Here is an 18,025-nt window from a genome sequence, read left to right as displayed (position 1 = left end):
AGGTAATCCTAGATGTTCCTCGGAGCGGCAATGGCCCAAGTCAGCCTTTGCATGATCGTTCGCGATGAGGCGGAATTGCTGCCCCGCTGTCTGGCTTCGGTGAAAGACCAGGTCGATGAGCTGATTGTGCTGGATACGGGTTCCCGCGATCGCACGCCAGCAATTGCCACGGAAGCCGGTGCCAAGTTGCTCCACACCGATTGGGCTGACGACTTCTCCGCAGCGCGGAATCAGGCGATTGCTGCAGCAACGGGCGACTGGATTTTAGTGCTGGATGCTGATGAGGAACTGATCCTAGAAGCTTGGACAGAATTGCGATCGCAACTGGATCAACCCGAAGCCCTCGCCTTTACGGTTCTGCGCGAAGAAACCCAAGCAGGACAAGTGCCCTACTCGCGGCTGTCGCGATTGTTTCGCAATCGACCCGACATTCGTTTCCAGCGGCCTTATCACGAGTTGGTCGATGACAGCCTCCTTGCCCTGCAACAACAGGAACCCAACTGGCGGATTACGGCTTGGCCGACACCGGTGATTCGGCACTACGGCTATGGCCGCGATCGCCTGCAACAGCGGGGTACGGCAGAACGGATGCGGCAAAGTCTCGAAACATGGCTGGCCGATCATCCCGAAGATGCCTACCTCTGCAGCAAGCTGGGCGGGTTGCTTGTTCAAGAAGGAGATTTGAAAGCAGCACAACGCTGGCTTAAACAAGGACTGAAGCAGGGGCGTCCAGAACCGGCCGTTCGCTATGAGTTGCTCTATCACTTGGCGCTGTTGGAACGGCGGCAGGGTGATTTGGATGCGGCGATCGATCGCTATCAAGCGGCTCTGCAAGAGCCAGTGGACGCAATTCACAAGCTTGGCGCTTGGGTTAACCTTTCGCATCTCTACCGCGATCGTGGGCAGCTGGGGCTGGCCTATGATGCAGCACGTCAGGCTGTGGCCGCTGCTCCGCAAGCCACGGTTGCCTTAACCGCTTTGGGACTCGCAGCTCGCGCAATCGGTAACTATCCGGAGGCGATCGCTGCCTATCAGCAGGCACTCCAGCTCGATCCCAACGATCCCAGCCTCTACCAAAATTTGGGTGCTGTCCTCTTCCAGGTCGGACAACTGGAAGCCAGTTACGCAGCCTTTCGACAGGCGATCGCGGGCTATGAGCAGCAGGGCTCACCAGAGGCGCAACGGCTAGAACTGCGGCTGCAAGCCATGGGAATTCGGCTATGACGGGCAAAGTCTATCTCGTCGGCGCTGGGCCGGGCGACCCTGAATATCTGACGCTGCAGGCACAGCAATGTTTGCAGTCAGCAGAGGTGTTGATCTACGACGCGCTGATCGACCCCCGAATTCTCGACTTAGTGCCAGCTAATTGCGATCGCATTGCCGTGGGTAAACGCGGTGGCGCGGAGAGTACGCCGCAAGCCACTATCAATCAACTACTGGTCGAGCACTGCCAGCAAGGGCGCAAAGTCATCCGCCTCAAAAGTGGCGATCCCTTTGTCTTTGGTCGCGCTGCCAGTGAATTGGATGCGCTGGAGCGATCGGGCTGTGATTATGCTGTCCTGCCCGGGCTTTCGACCGCTTTAGCGGCTCCACTGTTGGCGGGCATTCCGATTACCGATCCGGTGCTGAGCCGTGGCTTTGCGGTTTACACCGTCCATGAGCCAGACGCGTTGAATTGGGAAGCGCTGGCGCAACTGGAAACGCTGATTCTGCTGATGGGTAGTCGCCACTTGCTGACGATTGGCCACGAGCTGATTCGGCATGGGCGATCGCCGGATAGTCCTGTGGCGCTGATTCAGTGGGCCGGACATCCACAGCAGACCGTTTTGGAAAGTAGCCTCAGCCGCATGGCGCAGCAGTGGGGCGATCAGCCGTTATCGCCCTGCGTAATTGTGATTGGCGAGGTGGTACGGTTGCGAAAGTACTGGGCGCACTACCGTTACGATGGCTGAGCAGCCGCTGATCGGTAAAACCATTTTGACGACGCGAGCCGCGGGGCAATCTTCGCCCTTTGCCGCACAACTGCGGGCCGCTGGCGCAGCCGTGATCGAGATGCCGACCCTAGAAATCGGGCCGCCTAGCTCTTGGCTGCCTCTAGATGAGGCGATCGCGGCGATCGCAGACTTTGATTGGCTGATTTTGGCCTCCGCCAATGCCGTTGAAGCCGTGCAACAGCGGTTAGCTGCACAGCAAAAAAGCTGGAGCGATGTTCCCTGCGCGATCGCGGTTGTCGGTCAGAAAACCGCTCAAGTTCTCGCTGCTCAAGGTGGTAAGGCAGATTACATCCCGCCGGAATTTATTGCTGAGTCGTTGGTTGAACATTTTCCTCAGCCTGTTGCCGGTCAACGATTGCTTTTCCCACGCGTTGAAACCGGCGGCCGTGAGCAGATTACTCAAGCCCTGCAGTCGCAAGGTGCGATCGTGGTGGAAGTGCCCGCCTACGAGTCGCGATGTCCCAGTCAGATTCCCGATGATGCCTTGATTGCCTTGCGGCAGGCGCATTTGAACTTGATTAGCTTCACCAGTTCCAAAACGGTGCGCAACTTCTGTCAGTTGATGGCGTCGAATCTCGGCGTGGACTGGTCAGCCCGCATCTCGGGTGTGGCGATCGCTTCCATCGGTCCCCAGACTTCGATCACCTGTCAGGAACTCTTGGGTCGCGTCGAAGTTGAGGCACAGGAGTACACTTTGGACGGCCTATTGTTGGCGATCGAACAATGGGCGCGCCAAACCACGTAAATTTTGTCCGGCGACGGATTGGCCTGACGGGCGGAATTGCCACTGGCAAATCGACTGTGGCGGACTATCTGCGCGATCGCTACCAGTTACCGATTCTGGATGCCGATCGCTATGCCCGTGAGGTTGTAGCTGTCGGTTCACCGGTTCTACAAGTGATTCGCGATCGCTATGGGGCATCTATCCTGCTGGCAGATGGTCAGCTCGATCGCCAAAAACTCGGGTCAATCATCTTTGCGGATCCAGCTGAACGGCAGTGGTTAGAACAGCAAACCCATCCGGCGATCCGCGCTTGCTTTGAGCGGGACCTGGCACAGCTTGAATCAGATCCGATCGTTGTCCTCGTCATTCCACTGCTGTTTGAAGCCGGTCTACAGGACTGGGTCGAGCAAATTTGGGTAGTCGCTTGCCCGCTGGAGCAACAACGCGATCGCTTGATCCATCGCGATCGCCTCACCCCTGCAGCCGCGGAACAACGCCTTGCAGCACAATGGCCGATTGCCCAAAAGTGTGAGCATGCCGATATCGTGATTGATAACAGCCGCGATCGCACCTTCACTTTTCAGCAAGTAGATCAGGCAATAGAGAAGGTGGTTGTTGCAGAAAACTGAAGCAAAAGTTTCTATCTAAGCATCAAGTGAATTATCAATGACAACGACGACATTCAGTCCTCAGCATCAAGAACGCTTGGCAATTACTTTTGATCAGCTCTCGGAGTTTTGTCAGCGTTATGCTATCCGTGAACTCGCGCTTTTTGGTTCTATATTGCGTGATGACTTTCATGCTGGCAGTGACATTGATCTCTTAGTTGCTTTTCAGCCTGATGCTAGAGTTAGTCTGCTTGATCTTATTGGCATGGAAAATGAGTTGGAAGACTTATGTCATCGCAAAGTTGACTTGACCACTAAGAAAGCGATTGAGAATAGTTTGAACTGGATTCGTCGAGAAGCTATCTTGAGCACAGCTCAAGTTATTTATGAGTCGTGATCAAGCTTACTTGTTAGATATTGCTAATGCCTGTCAAACCATTCTTGAATTAACTCAAGATATGGATCAAGCTGAATTTTTAGCAGATAAGCGTACTCATCTCGCTACTTTATATGAACTCACTGTGATCGGAGAAGTCGTGAAGCGGCTCTCCCGCGAGTTTCGGGAGAGTAATCCTGAAACTCCTTGGAAACAGATAGCTGGGATGCGCGACAAGCTAATTCATGACTATAATCAAGTTGATCTTGCTTTGATCTGGGAGGTTGTGAAGTCTAATATTCCCCAGCTTTTGGCATTGATTGTGATGGACTACCGTGACTGAAATTCCAGCTCTTAATAAAGCTCAACTCCGACTGGAATACTATTAACTGATCCTCGTTCACCACAAGTGCGGGGAGTTGGGAAAACCTTAGTGGGATTGGCGCGTTCCAGCGGATCGAAGGCATGACGTAGCCATTGCATCGTTTCAAGATCTTCGGAGCTGAACATGGCGGGCATATAGCAGCGCTTATCGGCACCAATGCCATGCTCACCCGAGATACTGCCGCCAACGTTGACACAGAGCTTGAGGATTTCACCCCCAAGGGCTTCAACACGCTCTAAAGCACCTGGATCATTGCGATCGTAGAGAATTAGCGGATGTAAATTACCATCACCTGCATGGAAAACGTTGGCGACACGGTAGCCATGTTTTTGGCCTAACTGCTCAATTTCATGCAGAACAAAGGGCAGTGTCGATCGCGGAATTACACCGTCTTGCACGTAGTAACTCGGGCTAATCCGTCCGACAGCAGCGAATGCAGCCTTACGTCCTTTCCAAAGTCGTAGCCGATCTTCAGCATCCGTTGCGATCGCGATCGATCGGGCTCCATGTTGTCGGCAAACTGCTTCCACATCGCGAATTTGCTGCGCAACTTCCGAAGCGCGACCATCTAACTCTGCTAGCAGAATGGCAGCCGCATCGCGGGGATAACAATCACTTTTCACCACATCTTCAACGGCATTGATGCTGAAGTTATCCATCAGCTCTAAACCCGCCGGCAAAATTCCCGCTGCGATGATGCCCGAGACAGCAGCCCCGGCTGCTTCAATGCTGCTGAAATCGGCAAGCAGTACCTGAACGGATTGCGGGAGTGGTTGTAGTCGTAGCGTCACTTCGGTGGCGATTCCGAGCGTGCCCTCTGAACCGACAAAAATGCCGCAGAGGTCGTAGCCGGGTAGATCTGCGATCGCGCCGCCGACTTGAATCACGGAGGCATCCGGCAGCACCAGTGTCAGCCCTAGGACGTGGTTATTGGTGACACCGTGCTTGAGGCAATGTACTCCGCCAGAATTTTCAGCGACATTGCCGCCAATGGAGCAAACGCTTTGGCTGGAGGGATCAGGTGCATAGAAAAAACCAGCCCCCGTCGTTGCCTGCGTCACCCAGCTATTGATCACACCGGGTTGAACGCGAACGCGCAGGTTGTCGTAGTCAATCTCTAAAATCTGACGCATCCGTGCAGTGACAATCAGCACCGAATCTTCAACCGGTAGTGCACCACCTGAGAGGCCAGTCCCTGCGCCCCGCGCCACGAATGAGAGATCAAACTGATTGCAAAGACGGACAGCAGCGGCAACTTCTTCGGTGCTACGTGGCAGAACAACAAGCGGTGGAATTTGGCGATGATTGGTCAGTCCATCACATTCATAAACCAGTAATTCTTCGCGCCGCTCAACGACTTGCTCTCGACCCAGGACTTCCCGAAAAGCTTGGGCGATCGCAGTCCAATTGGGGGCAGCAACGGCGGTCATGGGCTGGGACACAGACGAACTGTTGCCTATGCTACCCCTCTGCTTGGGCAAGCAAGTCCAGCAGTTGTGTTTCGTTGAGTTGGGGAATGTTGAGGGCGATCGCTTTTTCCAGCTTGCTTCCCGCTTCTTCGCCGGCGACAACATAGCTGGTTTTCTTGCTGACGGAGCCCGAGACTTTGCCGCCCGCCGCTTCAATCAAGGCTTTGGCTTCGTTTCGGCTCAGGGTCGGCAGCGTGCCAGTCAGGACAAAGGTTTGACCGGCCAAAGCTTGCGATCGCGGGCTCGCTGCTTCCCCATGTAGTTGCAGCCCAGCTTGCTCTAGCGCTGCAATCAGATTTTGATTCGTGGCAACGGTGAACCACTGGTGAACCGCGTCGGCGATTTCGCTGCCAATGCCATAGACAGCGGCCAGTTCGTCCGGTGTTGCTTGCGCGAGAGCCTCAGCTGAGGTGAAAGTGGCTGCCAGATTTTTGGCGTTGACGGATCCCACATGACGAATCCCGAGACCGTAGAGCACTCGCGACCAAGGTTGCTGGCGTGACTTTGCGATCGCCTGAACCAAATTCTGTGCCGACTTTTCACCAAAGCGCTCCAGACTGGCGAGGAGCGGAGCATCCAGTCGATAGAGGTCGGCGATCGCGTTGACGAGTCCTTTGCTGACCAGTTGATCGACGAGCTTTTCGCCTAGACCTTCGATGTCGAGGGCATCCCGGCTGGCCCAATGGGTCAGTGCCCCCCGCACGATCGCAGGACAGGTTGAGTTAACGCAGCGGGTGACGGCTTCTTCTTCAGGCCGTTGCACCGGCTGGCCACATTCAGGACACTTCTCCGGCAGCACGACAGGTTTAGCATCGGCCGGCCGCAGGTCAGTGAGGACGCGCACGACTTCGGGAATGATTTCGCCCGCCTTGCGCACCACGATCGTGTCGCCAATGTGTAAGTCGAGTTCCCGCAAGCGATCGGCGTTGTGGAGGGTGGCGCGGCTGACGGTGGTTCCCGCCAATGCAACGGGAGAAAATTCAGCCACAGGCGTCAGTGCTCCCGTTCGCCCAACTTGGACAGTGACGTGCTGCAGTTGGGTCGGCGCTTCGTCGGCTGGATATTTGAGGGCGATCGCCCAGCGTGGAAATTTCTGGGTGAAGCCCAGCTCGTCTTGCAGGCGGCGTGATTGCAGTTTCACAACCACGCCATCGGTGAGATAGGGCAGGTCGCGGCGGCGGGCATCCCAATCGCTGAAGTACTGCTCCACTTCTGCTAGCGTTGGGCAGGTTTGGCGGTGCGGTTCGACTCGAAAGCCCAGACTCTGAAGACAATCGAGGCTGGCGGCTTGGTCAAGGTTTGCCCAGTCATTAGGCCCTTGAATCGAGTAGGCAAAAAAGTCGAGCTGACGTTCGGCGACAATGCGAGGATCCAGTTGGCGTAAGGTTCCGGCGGCGGCGTTACGCGGGTTGGCAAAAAGAGCCTCACCATGCTTCTCCCGTTCGGTGTTGAGTTGCTTAAAGCGAGTCAGAGACAGAAAAGCTTCGCCCCGCACTTCTAACCACTCGGGCGGTTGGTCGGTTTGGAGCCGCAGTGGAATGCTTTTAATCGTGCGTAGATTCGCTGTGATTTCTTCGCCACGGGTGCCGTCGCCCCGAGTTGCACCCCGCACCAGCAGACCGTTTTCGTAGCTGAGAGCGATCGCGGCTCCATCAATTTTCAGTTCACAGACGTAGCCTGCATCAGCCGGAACATCGGGCGCGAGTTTACGCCAGCGCTGATCCCAAGACCGTAACTCTTCAGCATCAAAAGCATTTTCGAGACTGTAGAGCGGAATCCGATGCTGGACACTCTCGAAACCAGTTGCCGGTTGCTCACCCACGCGCTGCGTGGGGCTGTCGGGCGTAATCAGGCTGGGGTGTTGCTGCTCTAGATCTTGCAACTCCCGATAGAGGCGATCGTAGACCGCATCTTCCATCACCGGCTGATCGAGGACGTAGTAGGCATAGCTGGCCTGCTGCAACAGCTGTCGCAATTCGCTGGCGCGCTGGGCGATCGCGGTGGTGGTCGGGCCCGTCTGAGAAGCGGTCATGGCGTGCTGTCGTTGTCCCTCGTTCAGTATCTCGTCCCCCTTGAAAACGGGGAAATCTCTAAAGGCTGGCTCAAATCCGCGATCGCAAGGCTAAGCACAGAGAGAAGGGCGCTGAGTTCAGACTATGGCTACTTCTGAAACGACACCCAGTGTCGATCCTCGTCGTCGTCGCCTAGAGCTAGCTATCAAGCGGCAAGCGGCCCAAGCAGATGCCCTGATTGAAATTCTGCATGAAGCCCAGTCGCTCTACGGTTATCTCGATCGCGAGCTCCTGCAATGGGTAGCTGAGCAACTCGCCTTACCCCGCAGCAAGGTCTACGGCGTGGCTAGCTTCTATCACCTGTTCCAGCTCAATCCTTCCGGTCGCCACCGCTGCCATGTCTGCCTAGGCACGGCCTGCTATGTCAAAGGGTCGCAAGCCATTCTCGACTGCCTAATAGCGGAGCTAGGCATTCGCGAAGGCGAAACCACCAATGATGGATCGGTTTCCCTCGGAACCGTGCGCTGTGTGGGTGCCTGCGGAATTGCCCCCGTCGTGGTCTATGACGGTGATATTCAAGGCCGCCAAGAATCTGAAGCGGTCTGGCAACAAGTCCAAGCTTGGCAGCAGGAGGCGCACTGATGGATTGGGAAGATTTGGGGCGTTTGGCTAACGAGGAACTGACTTGCCAGAAGCCGATTCGTCTGCGCTGTTGTACAGCCACGGGTTGTCGTGCCAACGGTGCTGAGGCCGTTTTTAAAGCAGTACAGCAGACGATCGCCGATCAAAATTTGGGCGATCGCTGCGAGGCTGTCAGCGTCGGTTGCTTGGGACTCTGTGGTGCGGGGCCACTGGTGCAGTGTGATCCCAGCGATCGCCTCTACAGTGACATCCGTCCTGATCAGGCAGCGGATCTCGTTGCGGCGGCTCAAGGTGCAGCGATGGATCTACCCGAAGTTGATCAGGCTCAGCCCTTCTTTAGCCAACAACTGAAAATCGTCAATCGCCACAGCGGCTTGATCAATCCCGATCGCCTCGAAAGCTATCTGGCAGCGGGCGGCTATCGGGCTTTGATGCACACCATCTTTGACTTAACACCAACAGAAGTCGCCGAGATTATTCGCCTTAGTGGGCTGCGCGGGCGCGGCGGTGGCGGCTATCCCACCGGCTTGAAATGGGCGACCGTCGCCAAAATGCCCAGCGATCGCAAGTTTGTGGTTTGCAACGGCGATGAGGGCGACCCCGGCGCTTTTATGGATCGCAGCGTCCTAGAGAGCGACCCCCATCAAGTCATCGAGGGCATGGCGATCGCGGCCTATGCGGTGGGTGCGAACTTTGGCTACCTTTACGTGCGGGCGGAATATCCACTAGCGATCGCACGACTCAATCAAGCCATTCGCCAAGCCCGCCGCCGTGGGCTGCTGGGCAACAGTGTCTTGGATAGCCGCTTCAGCTTTGATCTCGAGGTGCGGATCGGTGCGGGTGCCTTTGTCTGCGGCGAAGAAACGGCGCTGATTCACTCAATTCAAGGGGAGCGCGGTGTGCCTCGGGTGCGTCCGCCTTATCCGGCAGAGTCGGGCCTCTGGGGTCATCCAACGCTGATCAATAACGTCGAAACCTTTGCCAATATTGCCCCGATTGTGGAGCAAAGCGCTGACTGGTTTGCGGCGATCGGCACGCCGACCAGCAAGGGGACGAAAGTTTTTGCATTGACTGGTAAGCTGCGCAACAACGGCCTGATTGAAGTGCCGATGGGCATTCCGCTGCGATCGATCGTCGATGGCATGGGTATTCCCGAAAGCCCTGTGAAAGCGGTGCAAACCGGCGGGCCTTCCGGCGGCTGCATTCCTTTAGCGCAATTGGATACACCGGTCGACTACGACTCACTCATACAACTGGGATCAATGATGGGTTCCGGCGGCATGGTAGTCATGGACGAGAACACCGATATGGTGGCGATCGCCCGCTTCTACATGGAATTTTGCCGCTCCGAAAGCTGTGGCAAATGCATTCCCTGTCGGGCAGGCACAGTGCAACTGCATGAGCTCCTCGGGAAGTTATCTAGCGGTCAAGGCACCGCGATCGATCTCCAACAGCTCGAAGACCTTTGCTATTTGGTCAAAGACACCAGTCTCTGTGGCTTGGGAATGTCTGCTCCCAACCCAATTCTTAGTACGCTGCGCTGGTTCCGTCAGGAGTACGAGTCACGCCTGATTCCAGAACGGGCGATCGCACTGACTCATTAGGCGATCGATTTAGGTCAAATTCAGCAGCGATCGCCGCAGTTGATCGAGTGCTTCACCCGCACTCAGGCGCCGGACCCAGTCACGCCCGCGCTCAGCGCCCCAGCGCCGTTCAACGCCGAAGCAACCTGTTGGGCCTGCAATACCGATGTAGACCAATCCCACCGGCTTCGTTTCCGTGCCACCATCCGGCCCCGCAATGCCGGTGATGGAAACGCCCCAGGTCGTCCCTAGGCGCTGCTGGATGCCGATCGCCATCTGTTCTGCGACGACTGCGCTGACCGCCCCTGCTTCAGCCAAAGTTTCCGCTGAGACATTGAGGAGCGATTGTTTCACACGGTTGTCGTAGGCGATCACACCGCCCCAAAACCATTGGGAGCTGCCGGGAATTGTCGTGATCAACTGACCCAAACCACCGCCGGTACAGGATTCTGCGACGGCCAAAGTCTGACCGCGATCGTGCAGGAGCGCACCGACCACCGAAGCCAAGCTGTCGTTGTCAGCACCGTAGCAATCTCGTCCTGCGATCGCCCGCAGTTCTTGCTCGATCGGCGCAATCAGGGCTACCCCTTCTGCTTCAGAGGCTGCGGCTGCCGTGATCCGTAACTTCACCTCGCCGTTGTTAGCGTAGGGTGCAACCGTTGGATTTTGCAGGTCGAAGAAGGGCGCCACTTTTTCAGCCAGTGCTGACTCGGAAATGCCCCAAAAACGCAGCAAACGACTGACCAGAATCGATCGACACCAGTCGTTTTGGTGCAGCCAAGGCACCGCTGTTTCTGTCCACATCCGGCGCATTTCAGCGGGTACGCCGGGGAAGGTCATCAGCGTTAGGCCCGATCGCGGCGACCGGATCATGCCGGGGGCGGTACCGCTGGGATTGGGCAGCAATTCGGCTCCAACCGGTAAGAGTGCCTGCTTGCGGTTGTTGTCGGTCAAGACCCGTCCGCGCCGCGTAAATTTTGCCTCAATGTCAGTGATGACTTCGGGGCGTTCAGCCAAGTGCGTCTCGAAGCAAGCTGCTAGGGTTTCCGTCGTCAGGTCATCGGGGGTTGGCCCTAGCCCCCCTGTGAAGATCAGCAGCCCCGATCGCTCCGCCGCGATTTTGACCGCTGACTGGAGGCGATCGCGGTTGTCGCCCACCACGGTTTGGAAGTAGTGAGGAATTCCCAGTTGTGCCAGTTCTTCGGCCAAAAACTGAGCATTGCTGTTGAGGATGTTCCCGAGCAGCAGCTCTGTGCCGACACTGATAATCTCGGCGCAATAACGGGGATCAGACATTGATCAAGCTCAGGGAAGAGAACGGCGCGATCGCTGCCGCGATCGCCAGAACAGCACAATCACCAATAGGGTTGAGGCGATCGCGTAGGCGTAGCCGCTAGGAATATTGGCGAAGGCGAGGGCCCAGCTCCCGGCACAGAGGGTCAGCCCATAGATTAGGACGACCGTGCGGCGATGAGAAAAGCCCGCATCCAACAGGCGATGGTGGAGGTGGCGTTTATCGGCTTTGAAGGGCGATTGACCGCTGCGCAAGCGATCGAGGATGACCGTCACCATGTCCAACATCGGCACTGCCAAAATCAAGTAGGGCAGTAGCACCGCAAACGTTGTCAGACTTTTGACCAGACCAATCACCCCGACCCCAGCCAAGGTGAAGCCAATAAAGTAGGAGCCGCCATCGCCCATGAAAATCTTCGCGGGGTTGAAGTTGTAGCGCAGAAAGCCAAGGCACCCCCCAGCTAAGGCAGCAGCAACTAGCGCAGCAGCCGGTTGCTGCACGGCTAGCGCCACGATCAGCAAAATAACGGCGGAAATGCCCGACACTCCAGCGGCTAATCCATCGAGCCCATCAATCCAGTTGATCGCATTGGTCATGCCCACTAGCCAGAGAACCGTGACCGGCAGGCTCAGCCACTCTGGCAGTACATAGACGCCCCCGACGAAGGGAATTGTCAGGAGATCAATGCGGACCCCCACCAACCAAACACCCGCAGCCACCGTCATCTGGGCCAGCAGTCGCGTGATCGGTGAGAGCGAGAAAAAGTCATCAGCGAGGCCAATCAAAAAGAAGACCAGCCCACCGATCGTCACGCCCCAGATTTCGTATTCGCGATCGGAGGGCAGGACGCCAAAACCGCCTAGCCACCAAGTCAGTAGTAGGGCGGCTAAAGAGCCCAGAAAGATCGAAATGCCTCCCAGCCGCACCATTGGTCGATGGTGAACCTTGCGCTCACCGGGCTGATCGACTAGCCCCCGCTGCAGGCCAAGACTACGCACCACTGGTGTCGTCAGGACGACCACCAAGGCCGAGACACAAAAGGCCAACAACGGATACAGCGAAGTAGGCGCAGCCGGGGCTGTCATGATGGCAAGACGATAGGAGGGCCTAAACCGCGACCGGCGTTGCGGGTGACAGGTGCGGGTACAGCGGGAAGCGCTGGCATAATTCGAGGACGCGGCGACGGCAGCTGTCTTCCATGCTGCTGTCTTCGGGGTTGAGTAGGCGATCGGCAATAATGTCTGCCACGATCGCAAATTCTGCTTCCTTGAAGCCCCGCGTTGTCATCGCTGCCGTACCCAGGCGAATGCCACTGGTGACAAACGGCGATTCGGGATCGAAGGGCACCGTGTTCTTGTTGGCGGTGATGTTCACATCGCTGACCAACAGATCAGCTACTTTACCGGTCATGCCGATCGATCGCAGGTCGACGAGCAAGAGGTGGTTGTCGGTGCCATCCGAGACGATCTTGAGGCCGCGAGCTTGCAGTTGACGAGCCAAAGCTTGAGCGTTGGCAATCACTTGCGCTGAATAGGTCTTGAACTCAGGGCGTAGGGCTTCGCCGAAGGCGACGGCTTTCGCAGCAATTACGTGCTCCAGCGGGCCCCCTTGGGTGCCGGGGAAGACGGATTTGTCGAGTTTCTTGCCGAGTTCCGCATCGCGCGTCAGGATCAAGCCGCCACGAGGGCCGCGCAGGGTTTTGTGGGTGGTTGTCGTGACGACATCGCAGTGAGGAATTGGGCTAGGATGCAGGCCCGCAGCGACTAAACCGGCGATGTGCGCCATGTCCGCCAGCAAGTATGCGCCGACTTCATCAGCAATTTCGCGGAATTTGGCAAAGTCGATGGTGCGGGGATAAGCCGAGTAGCCGCAGATGATCAGTTTAGGACGGTGCTGCAGAGCGAGCTCGCGGATGGCATCGTAATCCAGACGCTCGGTTTCACGGTTGACGCCGTAGTGACCAGCATTGAACCATTTGCCCGAGACGTTAACCGGTGAGCCGTGGGTTAGGTGCCCGCCGTGGGACAGGTCCATGCCTAGGAAAGTATCGCCCGGTTGCAGCAGGGTCAGGAAGACCGCAAAGTTGGCCTGAGCACCGCTGTGGGGCTGAACGTTGGCGTGGGCTGCGCCGAACAGTTCTTTAGCCCGCTCGATCGCCAATTCTTCCGCTTGGTCAACGAACTCACAGCCGCCGTAGTAGCGTTTGCTGGGCAGACCTTCTGCATACTTGTTGGTCAGCACCGAGCCTTGAGCTGCCATCACCGCTGGTGAGGCAAAGTTTTCGCTGGCGATCAGTTCAAGGTGTTCTTGCTGGCGCTGCAGTTCCCGACCAATGATGGCCGCGATCGCCGGATCACCTTGGGCGAGGAAGTCGAAGTTCGTCTCAGTCACGGACAGATTCCTTGGAAAGCTTGTGGGCGGGTCAGAGGGAGCGGCCGCAACAAAACCATCCTCAGCCCCGATATGTTGCCGGAATCTCTATCCTAACTTGGTTGATCGGCTTCCTTGAAGTACGGGAGCAACTCCCTAGCCGGACTGACAGAACCAGTGGAAATTGCAGTCTAAACCCGTCGAAATTACCAAGTGATCAGCAGACTACAGAGGCGATTGCTGCATCCAATAAATCCAGACTTTGGCTGAGATCCTCACTGCGGAGGAGGTGCTGACGCAGGTCTTGATAGTCAGGTTGATCCGCGAGATACCAGCCCAAATGCTTGCGAGCTTGCAAGAGTCCCGCTGCTCCTTTGTCCTCCCAGAGCAGCAGCAGATGTTCCCGCGCCAGTTGCAGGCGATCGCGCAGCTCTAATTCCGGTGTTTGCTCTCCAGTTTTGAGAGAGCGATCGATCGCGCCCACTAAGCCAGGATTACCGAGGCTACCGCGCCCACACATCACACCATCCGCACCCGTTTGCTGGAGACAGGCGATCGCATCTGCTGGCGAGTTGATATCACCATTGGCGATTACGGGAATCGACAGCCGTGATTTGACCCGTGTAATCCAGTTCCAATCTGCCTGACCGCTATAGCCCTGACTGCGACTGCGGCCATGAAGTGTCAGCAGTTGTGCCCCTGCTGCTTCAAGCTGTTGGGCGAAGTCGAGAATGGTCACCTGCTCCCAGCCCAAGCGGGTTTTGACGGTGACGGGAATGCTGACCGCTGCTGCCACCGCTTGGACGATCGCGATCGCCAGTTCTGGCTCGCGGAGGAGCGCGGATCCACCGCGTTTGCGCGTCACTTTACTGACGGGACAACCCATGTTCAGGTCGATACAAACCGCTCCAGCTGCTTCGGCTTGTTGCGCTGCTGCTGCTAAAGTCGCTGGCTGATCACCAAATAACTGCGCGCCAATCGGTTGCTCATGGGGCAAAAATTCCCAACGATCGCGCCCTGCTAATTGCAAGCCTGCATGCGCCATTTCGGCAAAAATCAGCGACTGCGGAGCCGATCGCCGGACGAGCTGTCGAAAGCTGCGATCGCTGACGCCCGCCAGCGGTGATTGCAAGACACGACTGTGCAGAATCAGAGAACCTACCTGCAGTGGCGTTTGTAAATGAGCAGGAATCGCTCGGTCAACGACGGCAAATTCAGCCACAGCATCGAGGAAAGGACACTCTACCCATAGAATATGTTGATGGCTCTTCCATCCCGCTGCGATCGGGGTTTTTGCTGATGCCAATTGCTGTCGGAACGATTCAAACCCTCGGATTTCCGCCGATTATTGCTGCGGCAGATGCGATGGTCAAAGCGGCTCGGGTCACCATCACCCAGTATGGATTGGCGGAAAGTGCCCAATTCTTTGTCTCGGTGCGGGGACCTGTTTCGGAAGTCGAAACGGCTGTTGAAGCAGGGTTGAAAGCAGTTGCTGAAACCGAAGGGGCAGAGCTGATCAATTACATCGTCATCCCGAATCCACAAGAAAACGTGGAAACGGTGATGCCGATCGACTTCACGGCTGAATCCGAGCCCTTTCGGTCTTAAGCCACGGACTTTACAATCGACACTGCGACGCGAAGGAGTTTGAGATGTCTCAGCAGGCAATTGGCTCGCTGGAAACGAAGGGCTTTCCCCCAATCTTGGCGGCAGCTGATGCCATGGTCAAAGCTGGCCGAATCACGATTGTGAGCTACATGCGGGCCGGTAGCGCTCGCTTTGCAGTCAACATTCGGGGGGATGTCTCAGAAGTCAAAACGGCGATGGATGCGGGCATTGAAGCCGCGAAAAATACGCCTGGTGGCACCCTCGAAACGTGGGTGATCATCCCTCGCCCGCATGAAAACGTGGAAGCGGTCTTCCCGATCGGCTTTGGCCCAGAAGTGGAACAATATCGACTCTCTGCCGAAGGAACTGGTAGTGGCCGCCGTTAAGGGTAGCGACTGATTAAAAGGGTTGATTTGGGCTGAGGGGCGATCGCTCCTTAGCCTTTTTGATAGGGAAGGACCTCAATCAGGATGGGCATCACAATTACTGATGAGTTGCTTTGGGCCATCCTCAAAGATGAGCTGTCGGATGCCGAAGCCAATGCTTTGGTTTGGCAGGCTTTGGGCTATGTCTGGGATGAAGCCCAATCCTGTTGGAAAACGGACCTAGTCGCCCCTGAGTGGCGACAGGATTATCCAGAGCCGCCCGACTTTATTGCTAGTCGGCCTGCCACGGTCAAATTAACGCGATCGATTCCAGCACCTTATAAACAACTGCTCAAAGAGGAGCTAGGATTTGCGGGTTACTCGATCAATGAATTGGTGCCTCGCAAAACCCGCCGCGCCACGATGACCAATTGGCTTTTGGCCTATCGGCGATCGCAACAAGACTAGGCTTCAGTGACATCTGCGACTACAAGCGACTCCTCGGCCTAGCCGCGATATGGCATGACCTCAGACCTCAAAACCGCCCTTGAAAAGAGCATCCTCGATGACTTGCTCATGGTGGCTTTGGCGTTGGTTGATGTCTTTCTGCTCTTTTTTGAAGTGCTGAGTGCTCATACTCCAGAGCAAACCTACGCGCTTCAAGTCGCCGATACGGTAATTGCCTGCATTTTTCTCATCGAGTTTTTTGTCCGCTTCTTCCTCGCAGAGAATAAGGTTCTTTTCTTCCGTAAATATTGGTGGGAGCTACTCGCTTCAATTCCTATCATGACTTTGTATTTCAAGCCTTGCGCGGGCTCCGGATTGTTCGACTCTTTCGCCTGATACGGCTACTGCGCTTTGTCCGATTTCTAGTCCGCTTCCGCATTATTCTCGAGGCTTCTGCCCGTTTTGCTGAGAAAACTTACCTTCTCTACATTGCAACGCTAGGCGGCGTGGTCGTGATGTCAGCAGCCCTTGGCTTCTACTACATGGAAGTGAATGTCAACGAAAACGTTAGTAGCCTTTGGGATGCTTTTTGGTGGACGGTTGTGACGATTACAACGGTTGGTTATGGTGACATCTATCCAGTGACGACAGCGGGGCGGATTCTCGCGATCGCTTTAATGCTGGGCGGGATCGGAACCTTCAGTTCGATCACTGCTGCGATCGCGGCCTACACGATCAGCAAAAATAAGAACAAAGCAACGTCGGAATAGTTGTGAATCGATCACTGCTCTGTTGTAGGAGTCGACCAATTCTCATGAATGGTTTGACGACTACGGGCGATCGCTAACGCGCCATCGGGCACATCTTTATTGATGGTTGAACCAGCAGCAATCGTGACATCTTGGCCGATCGTGACGGGGGCAACCAAGACGCTATTCGCCCCTGTTTTACTGCGATCGCCGATCACCGTTGGATGCTTGCTAACGCCGTCATAGTTGGCTGTAATTGTGCCCGCACCGACGTTGACTCGTTGTCCTAAGGTGGCATCCCCTAAGTAGGACAGGTGCGCAACATTGGTGCGATCGCCAACCGTGGATTTCTTGACTTCGACAAAGTTGCCAATCCGGCAGGCTTCCCCGATCGCGGCGGCTCCGCGCAGGTGAGCGAAGGGGCCAATTTTGCTGTTGGCTGCGATCGTGCTGTCGCTAATCACCGACATCTGAACCGTGACACCGTCGCCAATCTGACTATTCGTAATCAGACTATTGGGGCCGATCGAGCAATTGTTGCCAATCACTGTGTTGCCACGCAGATGGGTCTGGGGCTCAATCACTACATCCGTGCCAAGTTGGACGGTTTCGTCGATCGTGATGCTGGTTGGATCGACGAGCGTTACGCCCGCCAACATCCATTGCTGGCGAATTCGCTCCTGCAAGATACGGAAGGAGTCGGCTAGCTGTAGGCGATCGTTGATGCCTAAAATCTCCTGACTATCCGCGACTTCAACAGCAGAAACCGGATCAAGATAGGTGATTGCTTCCGTTAGGTAATACTCTTGCTGGTCGTTAGCGGTGCTCAGATTTGGCAGCACAGCTTCCAGATCTGGCCAGCGGAAGCAGTAGACGCCGGCATTGACGCGGGGATTTTGGCGCTGAGCTGGAGTGCAGTCGCGATCTTCAATAATTTCGCAAACCCGGCTGGTGGCATCGCAAAAGACACGGCCATAGCCTTTAGGTTGATTGAGTTGCGCTGTTAGAAGAGTTGCTGCAGCCCCACTGCGTTGATGCCCTGAGACTAAGGCCTCGAGGGTTTCGCCCCGCAGCAGCGGCACATCACCATTCAGCACCAGCAGATCGCCTTGGTAACCCTTGAGGTGCGGCAAGAGTTGCTGGACCGCATGACCGGTTCCCAGTTGCTGGGTCTGTTCGACAAATTCAATGTCAGTCCGGTGCGCCCATGATTCCCGCACGCGATCGCCCTGATAGCCGACGATCACGAAGCAGCGATCGACGTTGAGAGGGGTGAGGCTTGCCAGTACGCGATCGAGCAAGGTTTGACTACCGAGCCGGTGCAATACCTTCGGTAGCTGCGATTTCATCCGGGTTCCTTTGCCCGCAGCCAAAATGGCAACAGCAACCATGCGACAGC

General features: G+C 56.2%; 20 protein-coding genes. 13 read left to right on the top strand and 7 right to left on the bottom strand.

The window, feature by feature from the left end:
- Nucleotides 1-12 precede the first annotated feature (12 nt).
- From SYC_RS06580 to SYC_RS06555, 6 genes are read left to right on the top strand one after another with little or no spacing between them, the layout of a single operon-like run.
- Nucleotides 13-1,224, top strand: a complete 1,212-nt coding sequence (locus SYC_RS06580; protein WP_011243555.1) for a glycosyltransferase — start codon at nt 13-15, stop codon at nt 1,222-1,224.
- Nucleotides 1,221-1,952 carry a uroporphyrinogen-III C-methyltransferase gene (gene cobA, locus SYC_RS06575; RefSeq protein ID WP_011243554.1) on the top strand — a complete coding sequence of 244 codons (732 nt, stop codon included), beginning with the start codon at nt 1,221-1,223 and terminating at the stop codon, nt 1,950-1,952. The genes SYC_RS06580 and cobA overlap by 4 nt, the downstream gene beginning before the upstream one ends.
- Nucleotides 1,945-2,739, top strand: coding sequence for a uroporphyrinogen-III synthase (locus SYC_RS06570; protein ID WP_011243553.1), 795 nt, complete (start codon nt 1,945-1,947; stop codon nt 2,737-2,739). The genes cobA and SYC_RS06570 overlap by 8 nt, the downstream gene beginning before the upstream one ends.
- The gene (coaE, locus tag SYC_RS06565) at nt 2,718-3,347 is read left to right on the top strand and encodes a dephospho-CoA kinase (protein ID WP_011243552.1); all 630 of its coding nucleotides are present in this window, start codon (nt 2,718-2,720) and stop codon (nt 3,345-3,347) included. The genes SYC_RS06570 and coaE overlap by 22 nt, the downstream gene beginning before the upstream one ends.
- Nucleotides 3,348-3,384: 37 nt before the next feature.
- Nucleotides 3,385-3,723 carry a nucleotidyltransferase family protein gene (locus SYC_RS06560; protein ID WP_011243551.1) on the top strand — a complete coding sequence of 113 codons (339 nt, stop codon included), beginning with the start codon at nt 3,385-3,387 and terminating at the stop codon, nt 3,721-3,723.
- Nucleotides 3,713-4,045 carry a HepT-like ribonuclease domain-containing protein gene (locus SYC_RS06555; RefSeq protein WP_011243550.1) on the top strand — a complete coding sequence of 111 codons (333 nt, stop codon included), beginning with the start codon at nt 3,713-3,715 and terminating at the stop codon, nt 4,043-4,045. The genes SYC_RS06560 and SYC_RS06555 overlap by 11 nt, the downstream gene beginning before the upstream one ends.
- Before the next feature lie 11 nt (nt 4,046-4,056).
- On the opposite strand, the gene SYC_RS06550 is transcribed toward SYC_RS06555, so the two are convergent.
- Both SYC_RS06550 and ligA read right to left on the bottom strand, forming a co-directional pair.
- Nucleotides 4,057-5,517 carry an FAD-linked oxidase C-terminal domain-containing protein gene (locus tag SYC_RS06550; protein WP_011243549.1) on the bottom strand — a complete coding sequence of 487 codons (1,461 nt, stop codon included), beginning with the start codon at nt 5,515-5,517 and terminating at the stop codon, nt 4,057-4,059.
- Between the two features lie 31 nt (nt 5,518-5,548).
- Nucleotides 5,549-7,588 (bottom strand): NAD-dependent DNA ligase LigA, encoded by a 2,040-nt coding sequence (gene ligA / locus SYC_RS06545; RefSeq protein ID WP_011243548.1) that lies wholly within the window; start codon nt 7,586-7,588, stop codon nt 5,549-5,551.
- 124 nt (nt 7,589-7,712) lie between these two features.
- On the opposite strand from ligA, the gene hoxE reads away from it, so the two are divergent.
- Together hoxE and SYC_RS06535 are read left to right on the top strand one after the other, a co-directional pair.
- Nucleotides 7,713-8,210, top strand: coding sequence for a bidirectional hydrogenase complex protein HoxE (gene hoxE / locus SYC_RS06540; protein ID WP_011243547.1), 498 nt, complete (start codon nt 7,713-7,715; stop codon nt 8,208-8,210).
- Nucleotides 8,210-9,814 (top strand): NuoF family protein, encoded by a 1,605-nt coding sequence (locus SYC_RS06535; RefSeq protein WP_011243546.1) that lies wholly within the window; start codon nt 8,210-8,212, stop codon nt 9,812-9,814. The genes hoxE and SYC_RS06535 overlap by 1 nt, the downstream gene beginning before the upstream one ends.
- A gap of 9 nt (nt 9,815-9,823) precedes the next feature.
- Here the strand turns inward: SYC_RS06535 and SYC_RS06530 are convergent, their stop codons facing one another.
- The 4 genes from SYC_RS06530 to dusB all read right to left on the bottom strand — a co-directional run bounded on the left by SYC_RS06530 (nt 9,824) and on the right by dusB (nt 14,679).
- Nucleotides 9,824-11,089, bottom strand: a complete 1,266-nt coding sequence (locus SYC_RS06530; protein WP_011243545.1) for a competence/damage-inducible protein A — start codon at nt 11,087-11,089, stop codon at nt 9,824-9,826.
- A gap of 9 nt (nt 11,090-11,098) precedes the next feature.
- Nucleotides 11,099-12,172: an MraY family glycosyltransferase gene (locus SYC_RS06525; protein WP_011243544.1), complete on the bottom strand. Its 1,074-nt coding sequence runs from the start codon at nt 12,170-12,172 to the stop codon at nt 11,099-11,101.
- Between the two features lie 22 nt (nt 12,173-12,194).
- A complete protein-coding gene (gene glyA / locus SYC_RS06520) occupies nt 12,195-13,478 on the bottom strand; it encodes a serine hydroxymethyltransferase (protein WP_011243543.1) in 1,284 nt (427 codons plus the stop codon).
- A 196-nt stretch (nt 13,479-13,674) separates the two neighbouring features.
- A complete protein-coding gene (gene dusB / locus SYC_RS06515; RefSeq protein WP_011243541.1) occupies nt 13,675-14,679 on the bottom strand; it encodes a tRNA dihydrouridine synthase DusB in 1,005 nt (334 codons plus the stop codon).
- A 77-nt stretch (nt 14,680-14,756) separates the two neighbouring features.
- Here dusB and SYC_RS06510 point away from each other — a divergent pair, with 77 nt between their 5' ends.
- The 5 genes from SYC_RS06510 (at nt 14,757) to SYC_RS13385 (ending at nt 16,647) form a co-directional block, all read left to right on the top strand.
- Nucleotides 14,757-15,065: a carbon dioxide-concentrating mechanism protein CcmK gene (locus SYC_RS06510; protein WP_011243540.1), complete on the top strand. Its 309-nt coding sequence runs from the start codon at nt 14,757-14,759 to the stop codon at nt 15,063-15,065.
- Nucleotides 15,066-15,109: 44 nt separating this feature from the next.
- The gene (locus tag SYC_RS06505; protein WP_011243539.1) at nt 15,110-15,451 is read left to right on the top strand and encodes a carbon dioxide-concentrating mechanism protein CcmK; all 342 of its coding nucleotides are present in this window, start codon (nt 15,110-15,112) and stop codon (nt 15,449-15,451) included.
- Nucleotides 15,452-15,535: 84 nt separating this feature from the next.
- Nucleotides 15,536-15,898, top strand: a complete 363-nt coding sequence (locus tag SYC_RS06500) for a DUF1823 family protein (RefSeq protein WP_011243538.1) — start codon at nt 15,536-15,538, stop codon at nt 15,896-15,898.
- 54 nt (nt 15,899-15,952) lie between these two features.
- On the top strand, nt 15,953-16,273 hold the full coding sequence (locus tag SYC_RS13825; RefSeq protein ID WP_041676988.1) for a hypothetical protein: 321 nt from the start codon (nt 15,953-15,955) through the stop codon (nt 16,271-16,273).
- Nucleotides 16,237-16,647, top strand: a complete 411-nt coding sequence (locus SYC_RS13385) for a potassium channel family protein (protein ID WP_050738285.1) — start codon at nt 16,237-16,239, stop codon at nt 16,645-16,647. The genes SYC_RS13825 and SYC_RS13385 overlap by 37 nt, the downstream gene beginning before the upstream one ends.
- An 11-nt stretch (nt 16,648-16,658) precedes the next feature.
- On the opposite strand, the gene glmU is transcribed toward SYC_RS13385, so the two are convergent.
- Nucleotides 16,659-18,017, bottom strand: a complete 1,359-nt coding sequence (glmU, locus tag SYC_RS06485) for a bifunctional UDP-N-acetylglucosamine diphosphorylase/glucosamine-1-phosphate N-acetyltransferase GlmU (RefSeq protein WP_011243536.1) — start codon at nt 18,015-18,017, stop codon at nt 16,659-16,661.
- Nucleotides 18,018-18,025: the final 8 nt, after the last annotated feature.

The organism is Synechococcus elongatus PCC 6301, assembly GCF_000010065.1.
GTDB classification, from domain to species: domain Bacteria; phylum Cyanobacteriota; class Cyanobacteriia; order Synechococcales; family Synechococcaceae; genus Synechococcus; species Synechococcus elongatus.
Note: the sequence above shows the minus strand (reverse complement) of the source record. Positions and strands in the feature narration are given on the sequence as shown.

Bases quoted from the DNA above. Each gene is read 5' to 3' on its own strand.
- SYC_RS06580 (WP_011243555.1), top strand. From the start codon at position 13: ATGTTCCTCGGAGCGGCAATGGCCCAAGTCAGCCTTTGCATGATCGTT.
- cobA (WP_011243554.1), top strand. From the start codon at position 1,221: ATGACGGGCAAAGTCTATCTCGTCGGCGCTGGGCCGGGCGACCCTGAA.
- SYC_RS06570 (WP_011243553.1), top strand. From the start codon at position 1,945: ATGGCTGAGCAGCCGCTGATCGGTAAAACCATTTTGACGACGCGAGCC.
- coaE (WP_011243552.1), top strand. From the start codon at position 2,718: ATGGGCGCGCCAAACCACGTAAATTTTGTCCGGCGACGGATTGGCCTG.
- SYC_RS06560 (WP_011243551.1), top strand. From the start codon at position 3,385: ATGACAACGACGACATTCAGTCCTCAGCATCAAGAACGCTTGGCAATT.
- SYC_RS06555 (WP_011243550.1), top strand. From the start codon at position 3,713: ATGAGTCGTGATCAAGCTTACTTGTTAGATATTGCTAATGCCTGTCAA.
- SYC_RS06550 (WP_011243549.1), bottom strand. From the start codon at position 5,517: ATGACCGCCGTTGCTGCCCCCAATTGGACTGCGATCGCCCAAGCTTTT.
- ligA (WP_011243548.1), bottom strand. From the start codon at position 7,588: ATGACCGCTTCTCAGACGGGCCCGACCACCACCGCGATCGCCCAGCGC.
- hoxE (WP_011243547.1), top strand. From the start codon at position 7,713: ATGGCTACTTCTGAAACGACACCCAGTGTCGATCCTCGTCGTCGTCGC.
- SYC_RS06535 (WP_011243546.1), top strand. From the start codon at position 8,210: ATGGATTGGGAAGATTTGGGGCGTTTGGCTAACGAGGAACTGACTTGC.
- SYC_RS06530 (WP_011243545.1), bottom strand. From the start codon at position 11,089: ATGTCTGATCCCCGTTATTGCGCCGAGATTATCAGTGTCGGCACAGAG.
- SYC_RS06525 (WP_011243544.1), bottom strand. From the start codon at position 12,172: ATGACAGCCCCGGCTGCGCCTACTTCGCTGTATCCGTTGTTGGCCTTT.
- SYC_RS06510 (WP_011243540.1), top strand. From the start codon at position 14,757: ATGCCAATTGCTGTCGGAACGATTCAAACCCTCGGATTTCCGCCGATT.
- SYC_RS06505 (WP_011243539.1), top strand. From the start codon at position 15,110: ATGTCTCAGCAGGCAATTGGCTCGCTGGAAACGAAGGGCTTTCCCCCA.
- SYC_RS06500 (WP_011243538.1), top strand. From the start codon at position 15,536: ATGGGCATCACAATTACTGATGAGTTGCTTTGGGCCATCCTCAAAGAT.
- SYC_RS13825 (WP_041676988.1), top strand. From the start codon at position 15,953: ATGACCTCAGACCTCAAAACCGCCCTTGAAAAGAGCATCCTCGATGAC.
- glmU (WP_011243536.1), bottom strand. From the start codon at position 18,017: ATGGTTGCTGTTGCCATTTTGGCTGCGGGCAAAGGAACCCGGATGAAA.